Here is a 14,786-nt window from a genome sequence, read left to right on the forward strand (position 1 = left end):
GACCGGAGGACCCCCATGATCACCGCCCGGATCCGCTCCGAACTGCCCACCCTGAGCGGTTCGTTGCGCAAGGTCGGCGGCTATGTGCTGGCCGACCCCGCGGCCGTCGCCGGGACCTCCGCCGCCGACCTGGGCCGCCGCACCGGCACCTCGCAGGCGACGGTCACCCGGTTCTGCCAGGCCCTCGGCCTCGACTCCTACCAGCGGCTGCTGCTCGAACTCGCCAAGGAGCAGGGCGAGCGGGACGGCGAGCGGGACCTGGGCCCGGAGGGCGAGGAGCGTCCGCTCGGGCCCGACATCGGCCCGGACGACGATCTGGAGCATCTCATCTCGGTCGTCGCCCACGCCGATCTCCAGGCCCTGCGCGACACCCGCGACCGCCTCGACCGTACGGCCCTGGAGTCCGCCGCGCAGGCCCTCGCGCGGGCCCGCCGCATCGACGTGTACGGGGTGGGCGGTTCGGGCGTCCTCGCGCGCGAGACGGAGGCCCGCCTGTTCGGCATCGGCATGCCCGCGCGCGGCTGGACGGAGGTGCACGCGGCGCAGACGTCGGCGGCGCTGCTGACACCCGCGGACGTGGCGGTGGCGCTCTCCCACTCGGGGCGCACCCGTGAGGTGCTGGCGCCGCTGCGGCTCGCGGCGGAGCGGGGCGCGACGACCGTCGCCGTCACGGGCGACCCGCGCTCCCCCGTCGCCCAGGCCGCCGCCGTGCATCTGACGTGGACGGCCGCGGAGACCAGCTTCCGGCGCGGCAGTTTCGGCGCCCGGCACTCGGCACTGCTGATCCTGGACTGCCTCTACGCGCGCGTGGCGCAATTGACGTACGACCGGGCGACCGCCTCGATCGCGCTCACCGCGCAGATCGCCGAGGAGCACGCGGCGCGCCCCCGCCGGCGCGGCTGACACCGGCGGCGCCCCGGAGGGGCGCATCAGGACAGGAGAAGGCCGGGCACCTCGCGGTACCCGGCCTTCCGACAACTCCTGCGTCCCGCACGGCGATCGGCCACGACCGCCCGGGGACACCGATCAGATCTCGCCCCGCAGCTTGGCGAGCGCTTCGGCGAGGATCGCCTCGCCGTCCGCGTCGCTGCGCCGCTCGCGCACGTACGCGAGGTGGGTCTTGTAGGGCTCGGTGCGCGGGGGGTCCGGCGGATTGTCCCGGTCCTGGCCGGCGGGGAAGCCGCAGCGCGGACAGTCCCAGGTCTCCGGCACCTGCGCGTCGGAGGCGAAGCTCGGCTGCGTCTCGTGCCCGTTCGAGCACCAGAAGGAGATGCGCAGGCGTGGCGCGGACTCGCCGCGCTCGGCCTCGCCCATCGGCCCCGCCCCGACCCGACTTCCTCGGATCGCGTTGCCACTTGCCACGGTCGTAACTCCCTGCGTGATGGTGCCGCGAAGCGTGTCGGCGTCTCGCTTCGCCGCGGAGCGCCTCAGTCTACGTAAGGCCCAACGCGCGTCCAGTGATGGGAGTTACCTGCCCTCCCCTAAACGCAAGCCCCATGATAGGCCGCGCTGTTGGGCGCTGACCCGTACATGGGGCTGTACGCGGTGGCTCGGTGGCCTCGGGTCAGTTGTTGACCTTCATGAGCATGGCGAGCACGATGATGCACGCGAACCAGAGCAGACCGATCACGATGGTGATCCGGTCGAGGTTGCGCTCGGCGACCGAGGAGCCGCCGACGGAGGACTGCATGCCGCCACCGAACATGTCGGAGAGGCCGCCACCCTTTCCCTTGTGCATGAGCACCAGGAGCATCAGCAGCAGGCTGAAGACGATCAGGGCGATCGAGAACCCCATAACCACGGCTGAACCAACTTCCTCGGACTTATTCGGACGACGGGGCCGAAGCTCCACATGACAGCTTCGGCCCCGCAAGAGTACGACGTATCGTCGCTAGCGCATACTCACAGGTCGCGCCAGTCGGCGATCACTGCTCGTGGAACCGTACGATCTTGACGAACTCGTCGGTGTCCAGCGACGCGCCGCCCACGAGGGCGCCGTCGATGTCGGGCTTGGCCATGATCTCCGCGACGTTACCGGACTTCACGGAGCCGCCGTACTGGATACGGACCTTGTCGGCCACGTCCTGCGAGTACAGCTCGGCGAGCTTGCCGCGGATCGCCGCGCAGACCTCCTGCGCGTCGTCCGAGCCGCAGACCTTGCCGGTGCCGATGGCCCACACGGGCTCGTAGGCGATGACGACGGTCTCGGCCTGCTCGGCGGGCAGGTCCTTGAGGCCGCCCTCGACCTGGGCGAGCGTGTGGGAGACGTGGTTGCCCGCCTCGCGGACGTCCAGCTCCTCGCCGACGCACAGGATCGGGGTCAGGCCGTGCTTGTAGGCGGCCTTGACCTTGGCGTTGACGACCTCGTCGGTCTCGTTGTGGTACTGCCGCCGCTCGGAGTGGCCGATGGCGACGTAACTGCACTTCAGCTTGGCCAGCATCGCGCCCGAGATCTCGCCCGTGTAGGCGCCGGAGTCGTGCGCCGAGAGGTCCTGGGCGCCGTACTTGATCTTGAGCTTGTCACCGTCGACGAGGGTCTGGACCGAGCGCAGATCGGTGAAGGGCGGCAGGACGGCGACCTCGACGGCCTCGTAGTCCTTGTCCGCCAGGGCGAAGGCGAGCTTCTGGACGTGGGCGATGGCCTCGAGGTGGTTGAGGTTCATCTTCCAGTTGCCCGCCATCAGCGGCGTGCGGGTGGTGCTCATCTAAGGATCAGTCCTCCAGTGCGGCAAGGCCGGGCAGGGTCTTGCCTTCCAGGTATTCGAGGCTCGCGCCACCCCCGGTCGAGATGTGGCCGAACGCGTTCTCGTCGAAGCCGAGGTTACGCACGGCCGCCGCGGAGTCGCCGCCGCCCACCACGGTGAAGCCGTCGCAGTCGAGCAGGGCCCGCGCGACGGCCGCGGTGCCGCCCGCGTAGTCGGGGTGCTCGGCGACGCCGACGGGGCCGTTCCAGAACACCGTCTCGGCGTCCGCGATCTTCTCGGTGAAGAGTTCGCGGGTCTTGGGGCCGATGTCCAGGCCCTCCTTGTCGCCGGGGATCTTGTCCGCGTCCACGGTCTCGAAGTCGGCGGGGGCCTTCGTCTTCAGGTCGGGGAATTCGGCGGAGACCAGCACGTCGACCGGGAGCACCAGCTCCACGCCGTTCTTCTCGGCCCGCTCCATGTACTCGGTGACGGCCGGGAGCTGGTCCTCCTGGAGGAGGGAAATGCCGACCTCGTAGCCCTTGGCCTTGAGGAAGGTGTACGCCATGCCGCCGCCGATGAGGAGGCGGTCGGCCTTGCCGAGGAGCTGGTCGATGACGGCGAGCTTGTCGGAGACCTTGGCGCCGCCGAGGATCACCGTGTACGGACGCTTGACGTCCTCGGTGAGCTTCTTGAGGACGCCGACCTCGGTGGCGATGAGGTAGCCCACGTAGTGGGGCAGCCGGGCGGGCAGGTCGTACACGGAGGCGTGCTTGCGGTGGACGGCGCCGAAGCCGTCGCCGACGTAGACGTCCGCGAGGGCGGCGAGCTGGTCGGCGAACTCGCCGCGCTCGGTGTCGTCCTTGCTGGTCTCGCCCGCGTTGAAGCGCAGGTTCTCGATGACGGCGACCTGGCCGGGCTCCAGGCCGTCGACGGCGTCGTGGGCGGCGGGGCCCACGGTGTCCTGGGCGAACGCGACGGGCGTGCCGAGGAGTTCGGCGAGCCGCTCGGCAGCGGGCAGCAGCGAGAACTGGGGGTCCGGGGCGCCCTTGGGGCGGCCCAGGTGCGAGGCCACGATCACCTTGGCGCCCGCGTCGGCGAGGGCCTTGACGGTGGGCAGGACGGCGCGAATGCGGCCGTCGTCGGTGATCAGGCCGTCGGCCAGCGGCACGTTGAGGTCGGCGCGGACGAACACCCGCTTGTTGTCGACCCCTTCGTTGAGAAGTTCCTCAATCGTCTTCATGACTCGACTCCTAGTGAGGGCTGAGGCTTGAGGCTGACGCGCGAAGGGCCCGGACTGTCGCGCGGCGCCGCGCGGGTCCGGACCCTTCGCTCACATCTGAGTGCCTTGCTGCTCTGAAACCTTAAAGGGCCTCAGAGCTGGTTGCCGACGAAGACCGTCAGGTCCACGAGGCGGTTGGAGTAGCCCCACTCGTTGTCGTACCAGCCGATGACCTTGACCGTCTTGCCCTCGGCCATCGTCAGGAGCGAGTCGAAGGTGCAGGAGGCCGGCGTCGAGACGATGTCCGAGGACACGATCGGGTCGGCCGTGTAGTACAGGCGGTCCTTGAGCGAACCCTCCTGGGAGGCCTTCTCGAACGCGGCGTTGACCTCGTCCTTGGTGACCTCGCGGTCCAGCTCCACGACCAGGTCGGTGACCGAGCCGGTGGGGACCGGGACGCGCATGGCGAGACCGTCGAGCTTGCCCTTGAGCTGCGGGAGCACGAGCGCGGTGGCCTTGGCGGCACCGGTCGTGGTCGGGATGATGTTCTCCGCGGCGGCACGGGCGCGGCGCAGGTCCTTGTGCGGGAAGTCCAGGATGCGCTGGTCGTTCGTGTACGCGTGGACGGTCGTCATCAGACCCTTGACGATGCCGAAGTTCTCGTCGAGGACCTTGGCCATCGGCGCCACGCAGTTGGTGGTGCAGGACGCGTTGGAGATGACGTCGTGCTTCGCCGGGTCGTACTTGTCCTCGTTGACGCCCATCACGATGGTGATGTCCTCGTCCTTGGCCGGAGCCGAGATGAGGACCTTCTTGGCGCCGCCCGCGAGGTGCTTGGCGGCGTCCTCGCGCTTGGTGAAGATGCCGGTGGACTCGACGACGACGTCGACGCCCAGGTCACCCCAGGGGATGTCCGCCGGGTTGCGCTCGGAGAGCACCTTGATGGTGTGGTCGCCGACCGTGATCGTGTCGGCGGTGTGGGACACCGGCTGCTTCAGGGTGCCCAGGATGGTGTCGTACTTGAGCAGGTGGGCGGTGGTCGCGGTGTCACCCAGGTCGTTGACAGCCACGATCTCGATGTCCGCGCCCTGCTCAAGAAGTGCGCGGAAGTAATTGCGACCGATGCGGCCAAAGCCGTTGATGCCTACGCGGATCGTCACGAACCGATCTCCTCGTTGGTACGCCGGTGTTTCGACGCCGGCGAGTTGTATGGGATGTCCCCGACCGCCTCCGACCCTACCTCCCATAAGAGCTTTGGGTGACATCGAACGACTCCACCCTTCGGGAACAACGGCCCGTACTCATCAGTAACGTACGGGCCGTCGCATATTTCGCCGCTATTTCAGAGCGGGGTCCCGCTCATCGGTGCAGTTCGGCCGCTCACAGGTCAGTCGCTCGCAGTTCAGTCGCTAATTGAGCGCAGCGCCTTTCTGATGAGCGCATTTCGATCCGCTGTTGAGGTGACGTGTTCCAGCCCGAATCCGAGGAGCACGGTGTCGGGGGTGGAGACGGCGCCGTACGTCGTGAAGAGGTCCTTGGCCAGCGCCCAGTCCTTGACGGCCGCCGGGCTGCCCGCGGGCGGGCCTGGCACGCGCCACGCCCCGAGCGAGGTCTCGAAGTCCTCACTCTGCGTGGCCTGGCCGCCGATCACCACGGCTGTGTTGTCCACCCGCACGCCCTCGCCGCCGGTGCCCGGGTCACTGACGTAGGCGAGCGACACCTCGACGCTGTGGCCCGCGTAGGCGCTCAGGTCGTACGTGACGGTCTTCCAGGTGTCCGAGGAGCCCGTGAGGCTGTTCCAGGCCCCGGAGGTGCCCGTGGCCTTGCAGGCGGCGCCGTCGGGCGTCAGATAGCGGGTGAGGGCCGGGTGGTCGTCGAGCAGGAAGCCAGCCTCGCACTCGGCGGGCACCTTGGAGGAGGTCAGGCCGTCCCGATCGGGCAGCGTCGTCCAGTCCTCGGCGCCGGTGGTATGCGCCTCCAGGAGCACATGGTCGTAGCCCGGCTCGGTGTCCCACAGCATCTGCATGCGCAGGGACGGCTGCTGGGCGGCGGTGACGCCGGTCAGGTCGATCGTGCGGGTCAGGCGCTTGTAGGCGTCGTCGGTGTGCACGGCCGCCGCCATCCCGGCGCCCTCGTACTGGCCCGCGCCGGCGCTGGTGAACCGCGGCAGGGTGGCGCTGGTGACCTCGTACAGGCCGGCGCCGTCCAGCGGGTTGCCGGGCGCGTCGCCGAGGGCCGTCGAGGTGCCGGCGAGGATGCCGGAGCCGTCGAAGCGGGCCGCGGACGGCGCGACCGTGCGGGAGTAGGCGCCCAGGTAGTACTGGCTGAAGTCGTTGGTCGTCGTGTCGCCGATGTCGACCGAGCCGCCCGCCTTCTCGCCGGCCTCGACGAGCTTGCCGCCCTCGTTCAGGTAGTCGCGCAGCGCGAGCTGGGTGGGCAGGCCGGGGCGGTCGGCGTCGGTGTAGTGGACGACCGAGGAGAAGTGGGCGAGGACGCCGAGCGGGTCCGGCGCGCCCTGCCGGGCCACGTTCCACACGACCGGCTTGCGGCCCGCCGCCTTCAGCGCGTCCGCGTACAGGCCCGTACGGCGGCCCGCCGCGTCGTTTTCCGCGACGACGAGCGTGTCGCCCTTCGGACGCTCGGCCACGGTGTAAGTGAAGCTCTTACTGGCCGTGCGCTTTCCGGATTTCGTCCGTCCGGTGAACCAGACCTTCACCTTGTCGCCCACACGCGCGTGTTCGACGTTCGCCCTATAGGCGTCGAAGTGGAGATTGTCGTCGCCGCCGTAGGTCTCTCCGCCCTTCCAGGCGCGCAATTTGCCCTCGTGCGAGCGACCGCCATTGACGCGGTAGTTCAGCCTCTTGTCGCGCACCGACTTACGGGCGACCACGGAGACCGTCTGATCGCCTCCGCGCGCGTACGAGGCCGGGAACGCGGCCGGGGTGAAGTCGGGCGCGTCCATGCCGACCGACGAGGAGGGCCGGTCGGGGTGCGCGGCCGTCTCGGCGACGGAGAGCGCGAAGGGCACGTTCTTCTCGAACTCGGCCTGGATCAGCTTCTCGTCGTCAGGGAACGTGAACACCGACGCGCAGTCCGAGGCGTTCCACGCGTCGTTCGGGTCCGCGTTCGACGCGGTCTGGCAGGTGCTCATCTCGGGGGTGAACATCGCGGTGCCGTTGACGTTGGCGGCGTGCCCGTCGGCCTCGCCGTTCGTCGTGTACAGCTCCGAGGAGACCTGCGGGTGGTAGCCGGGGATCGCGGACTTCTCCGGGGTGCCCGCGAGCGCCTTGTAGAGCACGTCGTCCGGGGTCGGGGTCGCTACCTGCCAGCCCACGCCGTAGAGCAGGAGTTCGGCGGCGGAGTGGTAGTTGATGGCGTAGTCGAAGCCGACGCGCTTCTCGAACGCGTCCAGGGCCTTCGTCTCCGGCTCCGAGTTCGGGCTCGCGCCCCGGTAGGTCTGGCTGGCCGGTTCGGGCGAGGAGCCCTCGTCGTCGTAGCCCCACTTGTAGGCGAAGTTGCGGTTGAGGTCGACGCCGTCGCCCGAGGTGTACTTGCCGTCGCCGTTGTTGTCGCGCATGTTCTTGCGCCACTGGCGGTTGCCCTTGGGGTTGAACGTCCAGTCGTAGCCGTCGGGGTTGGCGCTCAGGACGAACCACATCTCGGTGGAGTCGACCAGCTTCCTGATCCGCCGGTCCTTGCCGTAGTTGTCCAGGTAGTAGTGCATGAGGCGGCGGGTCATCTCGGGGGTGATCCACTCGCGCGCGTGCTGGTTGGACATGTAGAGCACGGAGGGCTTGGCGCCGTCCTTGACCTTCTTCGCGCCCTTGGTGAGCTTCAGCGCGAGGATGTCCTGCCCCTGGAGCGTCTTGCCGATGGAGACGACCTTGGTGAGGTCCGGGTGCTCCTGCCCGGTGCGCAGGATCTCCTCCTGGAGATTGCCCTTGCCGCTGTACGGGCGGAACACACCGTCGCCGGCGGCCTTCACCCGCGCCTTCGCGGAGGCGGTCAGGCGGTGCTCGGTCAGTGCGACGCCCTTGGCGCGCAGGGTGTCGGCCTGCCGGTCGGTGAGGTAGACCTCGACCTTGGCGGAACCCTTCTTCGGCGCCTGTTCACTCAGTTCCCTGGCGTCCTGTCCGGCCTGGAGCAGCAGCGGGATCTGCTCCTTGGTGACGGTGGCCCGGAACACCTTGACGGCGTTCGCGCCGGGGTCGTCGGGAGCGCTGCCGCTCGCCTGGGCGACCGGCGCGAGCGCGGCCCCTCCCAGCCCCAGGACAAGTGCTCCGACAGCGAGGATCGATCTCGCTCTTCGTCTCATGAGCCCCCCTTGCGGTTGTGTGTCGCGGTTGTGGCGTGATGCCGCAGTGGCGAACAGGCGCCAGACTCATGACCGTTCATGGTCAAGTCAAGAGGACCTCAAGACTCCGCGAGGGGGTTCCGCACGCGGACCGAGCCCCGGGGCGGGACGCGGGGTGCGCCGGAGGCGGCGTAGGGCGGGACGCGGGGCCCCCCGGAGACGGCGTACGGGCGGGGCACGGGGCGCGCCGAAGAAGGCCGTAAGGGCGCTCACAGGGGCGCACAGGGAAGGACCGGCCGGAGTCCGGGCCTGGCACGCGAAAGGCTGGTGGCGGCACCCCTGAGGGACACCGCCACCAGCCTTGATCCTGCGCGTACGGGCGTGCCGTACGGTACGCGGGCGCCCGCGCCGCCCGCTGGACGGCGGCCGCAGCCGGGGGCCCGGCCGGGCCCGCGCGGGCGAGCCGTCAGCCCGCCATGTTGTCCGCGAGGCTGTCCGCCATCTCCTCCGTCAGATCTTCGGTGATGTTGGACTCGGTGCCCGGGATGCCGAGGTCCTGCGCCCGCTTGTCGGCCATGGCGAGCAGGCGCCGGATGCGGCCCGCGACGGCGTCCTTGGTCAGCGGCGGGTCGGCGAGGGCGCCCAGCTCCTCCAGGGACGCCTGCTTGTGGTCCATGCGCAGCCGCCCGGCCGCGGCCAGGTGCTCGGGGACCTCGTCGCCGAGGATCTCCAGGGCGCGCTGCACGCGGGCGCCGGCGGCGACGGCCGCGCGGGCCGACCGGCGCAGGTTCGCGTCGTCGAAGTTCGCCAGGCGGTTCGCCGTGGCCCGCACCTCGCGGCGCATCCGGCGCTCCTCCCAGGCGAGCACCGACTCGTGTGCGCCCATCCGGGTGAGCAGCGCGCCGATCGCGTCGCCGTCGCGGACGACGACCCGGTCCACGCCGCGCACCTCACGGGCCTTCGCGGCGATCGACAGCCGCCTGGCCGCGCCGACCAGCGCGAGCGCGGCCTCCGGGCCGGGGCAGGTGACCTCCAGGGAGCTGGAGCGCCCCGGCTCGGTCAGCGAGCCGTGGGCCAGGAACGCGCCCCGCCAGGCTGCCTCGGCGTCGCAGGTGGCCCCCGAGACCACCTGCGGCGGAAGGCCCCGGATCGGGCGGCCCCGGCCGTCCACCAGTCCCGTCTGCCGTGCGAGCTGGTCGCCGCCCGCGACGACCCGTACGACGAAGCGCGAGCCCCGCCGCAGGCCGCCGGCGGCCATCACGATCAGCTCCGAGCTGTGCCCGAAGATCTCCAGGATGTCGCGCTTGAGGCGCCTCGCGGCCATCGCCGTGTCCAGCTCCGCCTCGATCACGATGCGGCCGCTCACCAGGTGAAGGCCGCCCGCGAACCGCAGAATGGCCGAGACCTCGGCCTTTCTGCAGCAGGTCCGGGTGACGGGGAGCCGGGAGATCTCGTCCTTCACCGCTGCCGTCATCGCCATGGGCCGATCCTTCCATGCATCCGAAAAATACGGTCGTACGCGGCGGCCAACAGCTCCGGATCATGTCGCGGAGTCCCGTCGGGCCTGGCCACCGGCGCCAGCTCGACCGCGGCCCCGAATCGCTCCTTGGCGGAGTCGACGAGTTCGTCGCGGTCGGGCACGGCGGCCTCGTCGGCCAGCACCACGTCCAGGGCGAGTTTAGGGGCGTGTCGTCCCAAAACCTCCAAATGACGCTGCGGGGAGAACCCTTCGGTTTCTCCGGGTTGGGGCGCGAGGTTGAGCGAGAGGACCCGGCGGGCCTTCGTCTCGACGAGCGCGTCCAGCAGTTCCGGCACGAGCAGGTGCGGGATCACCGAGGAGAACCAGGAGCCGGGGCCGAGCACCACCCAGTCCGCGTCGAGCACGGCGGCGACCGCCTCGGGGACGGCCGGCGGGTCGTGCGGCACGAGATGCACGGACTGCACCTCGCCGGGGGTGAGGGCGACCGTGGCCTGCCCGGCGACGGTGTCGATGTCGTCGGGACGGTCCGGGTCGTGCCCCTTGACCAGGGCCTGGAGCTCCAGCGGGACGGCCGACATGGGCAGCACGCGGCCGTGCGCGCCGAGCAGCTTGCCGACCAGGTCGAGGGCCTGGACGTGGTCGCCGAGCTGCTCCCACAGGGCGACGATCAGCAGATTGCCGACCGCGTGCCCGTTCATCTCGCCCGGCGACTGGAAGCGGTGCTGGATGACGCGGGCCCAGGTCTGGCCCCAGTCGTCGTCGCCGCACAGCGCGGCCAGCGCCTTGCGCAGGTCGCCGGGCGGCAGGACGCCCAGCTCGTCGCGCAGGCGCCCGCTGGAGCCGCCGTCGTCGGCGACGGTGACGACGGCCGTCAGGTCGCCGGTGATGCGGCGCAGCGCGGCGAGCGAGGCGGACAGGCCCATGCCGCCGCCCAGGGCGACGACTTTGGGCGTGGCGCCCTTGCGGAGCCGGGGCGGGGTGCTTCTGCGGCCGATCCGGCTGGTGAGCCGCAGGGTACGGCCTGTCATTCGCGGCCCATGTCCCGGTGGACGACGACGGTCTCCACGCCCTGGGCGGCGAGTCGGGCGGCGAGCTTCTCCGAGGTCGCCACGGAACGGTGCTTGCCGCCCGTGCAGCCGACGGCGATGGTCACGTAGCGCTTGCCCTCGCGCCGGTAGCCGGCGGCGATGAGCTGGAGCAGCTCGGTGTAGCGGTCGAGGAACTCCTTGGCGCCGGGCTGCCCGAAGACGTAGTTCGACACCTCTTCGTTGAGGCCGGTGAAGGGGCGCAGCTCGGGGACCCAGTGCGGGTTGGGCAGGAAGCGCATGTCGACGACGAGGTCGGCGTCGACGGGCAGCCCGTACTTGAAGCCGAACGACATGACGGTGGCCCGCAGCTCTGGCTCCTCCTCGCCGGCGAACTGGGCGTCCATCTTGGCGCGCAGCTCGTGCACGTTCAGGCTGGAGGTGTCGATGACGAGGTCGGCGTCGCCGCGCAGCTCGCGCAGGAGTTCGCGCTCGGCGTCGATGCCGTCGACGATGCGCCCGTCGCCCTGGAGGGGGTGCGGGCGGCGCACGGACTCGAAGCGGCGCACGAGGGCCTCGTCGGAGGACTCCAGGAAGACGATGCGCCGTGTGACGTTCTTCGACTCCAGGTCGGCGAGGGACTCGCGCAGGTTGTCGAAGAAGCGGCGCCCGCGCACGTCGACGACGACCGCGATGCGTGCCACGTTGCCCTGGGAGCGGGCGCCCAGCTCGACCATCGTGGGGATGAGGGCCGGGGGCAGGTTGTCGACGACGAACCAGCCGAGGTCCTCCAGGCACTTCGCGGCGGTGGAGCGGCCCGCGCCGGACATGCCGGAGATGATCACCAGCTCGGGGATCGCGGCGTCCGGGACGCCGGCCGGGTCCACGTGGGTGGGTGTGCCGGGGGTCCTGTCCTCGCCGGAGCCGGCCGGGGTGTCGCCGCCGGCCCGCTCGCCCGTGCCGTCTGTGCCGCCTGGGGTACTCATGTCCGCTCCGCGCTCGCTGTTCCGGTCGTGCTCGTTCATGGCTCCTGCCCCCGCTGTTCCTGTGGGGTGCCCGGGTCTGCCGGGTCCCCGCCGGGCGCCGCCGCCGTGGCGGTGGCGTCCTCCTCGTCTTCCATGATCTCTCCGGTGGCCGTGTTGACCGCGGGGGCCGCCGGGGCGGCCTTCGCGAAGGCGACCGCGATCGTCTCGGCCGTCTTGCGGCCTATGCCGGGAACCTCGCAGATCTGGTCGATTGTGGCGGACCGTAGCCGCTTCACCGAACCGAAGTGCTTGATCAGCGCCTGTTTGCGCGCGTCGCCCAGGCCCGGTACGTCGTCCAGGGGACTCGCGCGGAACCGCTTGGCCCGCTTGGTGCGCTGGTAGGTGATGGCGAACCGGTGCGCCTCGTCGCGTACGCGCTGCAAGAGGTACAGGCCCTCGCTGGTGCGCGGCAGGACCACGGGGTCGTCCTCGCCGGGCACCCAGACCTCTTCGAGCCGCTTGGCGAGGCCGCACACGGCGATGTCGTCGATGCCCAGCTCGTCCAGGGCCCGCTTGGCGGCGGCGACCTGCGGCTGCCCGCCGTCCACCACGACGAGCTGCGGCGGGTACGCGAACTTCTTCGGCCGCCCGTCCTCCTCGGTGAGCCGGGACTCCTGCACGGTCTCGTCGTCGTCCAGCTCGGTGTCGGACCACTCCCCCGACTTCTCCTGGGCGGCCAGGTAGCGCTTGAAGCGGCGGGTGATCACCTCGTGCATCGAGCGGACGTCGTCCTGCCCCTCGAAGCCCTTGATCTGGAAGCGGCGGTACTCGCTCTTGCGGGCGAGACCGTCCTCGAAGACGACCATGGACGCCACCACGTCGTCGCCCTGGAGGTGGGAGATGTCGTAGCACTCGATGCGCAGCGGCACGCTGTCCAGGTCGAGGGCCTCGGCGATCTCCTCCAGGGCGCGCGAGCGCGTGGTGAGGTCGGAGGCGCGCTTGGTCTTGTGCAGGACGAGCGCCTGTTGCGCGTTCTTGTGGACCGTCTCCATGAGCGCCTTCTTGTCGCCGCGCTGCGGGATGCGCAGCGACACCTGCGACCCGCGGCGCTCGGCGAGCCACGCCTGGACCGGCCCGACGGGGTCGGGCAGGGCCGGGACGAGCACCTCCTTGGGCACGGCGTCCCCGGACTCCTCGCCGTAGAGCTGCTGGATGGCGTGCTCGACGAGGTCGGCGCTGGTGACCGCCTCGACCTTGTCGGTGACCCATCCGCGCTGGCCGCGCACGCGTCCGCCGCGCACGTGGAAGATCTGGACGGCGGCCTCCAACTCGTCCTCCGCGAGGGCGATCAGGTCGGCGTCGGTGGCGTCGGCGAGGACGACCGCGCTCTTCTCCATGGCCTTGCGCAGCGCCTCGATGTCGTCGCGCAGGCGGGCCGCCCGCTCGTACTCCATCTCCTCGGCCACCTCCCGCATGTCCGTCTCCAGGCGGCGGATGTAGGTGCCGGTGCGGCCCGCCATGAAGTCGCAGAACTCCTCGGCCAGTTCGCGGTGCTCCTCGGGCGTGACGCGGGCGACGCAGGGCGCGGAGCACTTGCCGATGTAGCCGAGCAGGCAGGGGCGGCCGGTGCGCTCGGCGTTCTTGAACACGCCCGCCGAGCAGGTGCGTACGGGGAAGACGCGCAGCAGCAGGTCGACGGTGTCGCGGATGGCCCAGGCGTGCCCGTAGGGGCCGAAGTAGCGCACGCCCTTCTTCTTCTGGCCGCGCATCACCTGCACGCGCGGGAATTCCTCGTTCATCGTGACCGCGAGGTACGGATAGCTTTTGTCGTCGCGGTACTTGACGTTGAACCGGGGGTCGTACTCCTTGATCCAGGAGTACTCCAACTGCAGCGCCTCGACCTCCGTGGAGACCACGGTCCACTCCACGGAGGCGGCCGTGGTGACCATGGTGCGCGTGCGCGGGTGCAGGTTCGCCAGGTCCTGGAAGTAGTTCGCCAGGCGCTGGCGCAGGCTTTTCGCCTTTCCGACGTAGATCACCCGGCGGTGCTCGTCGCGGAACCTGTACACCCCTGGGGAGTCGGGAATCTGTCCCGGCTTGGGGCGGTAGCTGGAGGGGTCGGCCATGTCAGACACCCTACTGGCGGGGTGTGACAGTCCGGGGTGCCCGACCGTGTCCGGCCGGGCACCCCGGGTGTGCGGTACGTGCCGTGCACGCGGTGCGTGCGTGCGGGTGCGTGCGTGCGGTTTCAGCGCCGGGCGGCCCTGCGGGTGCGGCGGCGGGCGCGGGCGGTCAGGCCGAGCGCCACGAGGGCTCCGGCGCCGGCGGCCGTGGACGCGACCGTGAGCGGCGTGCGGGGACCGTCGTCGGCGGGCTGCCCGTATCCGCCGGCCTTGCCCTCGCGCGCGTAGACGGAGCCGGCCTGCTTGTCGCCGTAGGCCCGCTCGACGCGCCGGTGGTAGGCGGCGAGCGTGGTGCCGCCGCGTCCGACCGCGCGGACGGCGTCCGCGTCGAGGGGGAGCACGCGCGCGTGGTCGGCGACGTACCAGGCGTTGATCTGCGGCTCCTGGAAGACCGTGCCGCCGGGGAGCCGCGCGGCTCCGAGTCGGGCGTAGCGGGTCTCGTCGTTCCCGGACGCGATGTTGACCACGTGCCAGGCGCCCCGCTGCTCGACGGTCCACACGGATGCCTTGCGGCCGTCGGCGGCCACGGCCTCGGAGGCGAGGAATCCGACGTCGGCTATCGCGGCGCCCTTCTTGCCCGCGACGAAATCGTGCGACAAGAAGGCGACCGGTACGGCCTGCGCTCCGGATATGCGCGGCCGTACGGCACGCAGGGCGGCCTTGTCCCGGGCGCTGTCGCGCACGTCGGTGCGTGCGGTGCCGCCGGGGCCCGCCGCGCGCCCGTCGTCGCGGGTGAAGAAGCGGGCGAGGGTGGTCAGGGAGCCGGGCGCGCTCGCGGCGTCGTGAGCGGCCACGCGCGCGTGCGAGGTGACCGGGACGGGCGCGGGGCGCGCGCCGGGGGTGGGGGCGGCTCCGGCCTGCGGAGCGGCGAGGCCGAGCAGCAGGGTGGCTCCGGCACCGCTGAGCGCGGCCGTGAGGATCCGTCGTCGCATGGCG

Annotated in this window: 12 protein-coding genes; 1 reads left to right on the top strand and 11 read right to left on the bottom strand. The window is 70.9% G+C overall.

Annotated elements, in window-relative coordinates; all coding sequences use genetic code 11:
• The first annotated feature begins 15 nt into the window (after positions 1 to 15).
• Positions 16 to 903 carry a MurR/RpiR family transcriptional regulator gene (locus ACZ7LY_RS10875; RefSeq protein ID WP_471624210.1) on the top strand — a complete coding sequence of 296 codons (888 nt, stop codon included), beginning with the start codon at positions 16 to 18 and terminating at the stop codon, positions 901 to 903.
• Positions 904 to 1,026: 123 nt separating this feature from the next.
• Here ACZ7LY_RS10875 and ACZ7LY_RS10880 read toward each other — a convergent pair whose 3' ends face one another.
• The 11 genes from ACZ7LY_RS10880 to ACZ7LY_RS10930 form a co-directional block, all read right to left on the bottom strand.
• Positions 1,027 to 1,362 carry an RNA polymerase-binding protein RbpA gene (locus tag ACZ7LY_RS10880; protein ID WP_003976875.1) on the bottom strand — a complete coding sequence of 112 codons (336 nt, stop codon included), beginning with the start codon at positions 1,360 to 1,362 and terminating at the stop codon, positions 1,027 to 1,029.
• Positions 1,363 to 1,564: 202 nt separating this feature from the next.
• Positions 1,565 to 1,795 carry a preprotein translocase subunit SecG gene (secG, locus tag ACZ7LY_RS10885; RefSeq protein WP_471624211.1) on the bottom strand — a complete coding sequence of 77 codons (231 nt, stop codon included), beginning with the start codon at positions 1,793 to 1,795 and terminating at the stop codon, positions 1,565 to 1,567.
• A gap of 130 nt (positions 1,796 to 1,925) precedes the next feature.
• A complete protein-coding gene (gene tpiA, locus ACZ7LY_RS10890) occupies positions 1,926 to 2,705 on the bottom strand; it encodes a triose-phosphate isomerase (RefSeq protein WP_471624212.1) in 780 nt (259 codons plus the stop codon).
• Between the two features lie 7 nt (positions 2,706 to 2,712).
• Positions 2,713 to 3,924, bottom strand: a complete 1,212-nt coding sequence (locus ACZ7LY_RS10895; RefSeq protein WP_471624213.1) for a phosphoglycerate kinase — start codon at positions 3,922 to 3,924, stop codon at positions 2,713 to 2,715.
• A gap of 131 nt (positions 3,925 to 4,055) precedes the next feature.
• Complete coding sequence (gap, locus tag ACZ7LY_RS10900) at positions 4,056 to 5,063, bottom strand: type I glyceraldehyde-3-phosphate dehydrogenase (RefSeq protein WP_471624214.1); 1,008 nt, start codon at positions 5,061 to 5,063, stop codon at positions 4,056 to 4,058.
• Positions 5,064 to 5,305: 242 nt separating this feature from the next.
• Entirely contained in the window at positions 5,306 to 8,218 is a 2,913-nt protein-coding gene (locus ACZ7LY_RS10905) for a M14 family metallopeptidase (protein ID WP_471624215.1), read from the bottom strand.
• A gap of 445 nt (positions 8,219 to 8,663) precedes the next feature.
• Positions 8,664 to 9,677, bottom strand: coding sequence for a DNA-binding protein WhiA (gene whiA / locus ACZ7LY_RS10910; RefSeq protein WP_471624216.1), 1,014 nt, complete (start codon positions 9,675 to 9,677; stop codon positions 8,664 to 8,666).
• Positions 9,668 to 10,705 (bottom strand): gluconeogenesis factor YvcK family protein, encoded by a 1,038-nt coding sequence (locus ACZ7LY_RS10915; RefSeq protein WP_471624217.1) that lies wholly within the window; start codon positions 10,703 to 10,705, stop codon positions 9,668 to 9,670. Before ACZ7LY_RS10915 ends, whiA begins: the two co-directional genes overlap by 10 nt.
• Complete coding sequence (gene rapZ / locus ACZ7LY_RS10920; RefSeq protein WP_471624218.1) at positions 10,702 to 11,727, bottom strand: RNase adapter RapZ; 1,026 nt, start codon at positions 11,725 to 11,727, stop codon at positions 10,702 to 10,704. Before rapZ ends, ACZ7LY_RS10915 begins: the two co-directional genes overlap by 4 nt.
• Positions 11,724 to 13,793, bottom strand: coding sequence for an excinuclease ABC subunit UvrC (gene uvrC, locus ACZ7LY_RS10925; RefSeq protein WP_471624219.1), 2,070 nt, complete (start codon positions 13,791 to 13,793; stop codon positions 11,724 to 11,726). The genes rapZ and uvrC overlap by 4 nt, the downstream gene beginning before the upstream one ends.
• 122 nt (positions 13,794 to 13,915) lie before the next feature.
• The gene (locus tag ACZ7LY_RS10930; protein ID WP_471624220.1) at positions 13,916 to 14,782 is read right to left on the bottom strand and encodes a hypothetical protein; all 867 of its coding nucleotides are present in this window, start codon (positions 14,780 to 14,782) and stop codon (positions 13,916 to 13,918) included.
• Positions 14,783 to 14,786 lie beyond the last annotated feature (4 nt).

Source organism: Streptomyces sp. NPDC107550, from assembly GCF_055639095.1.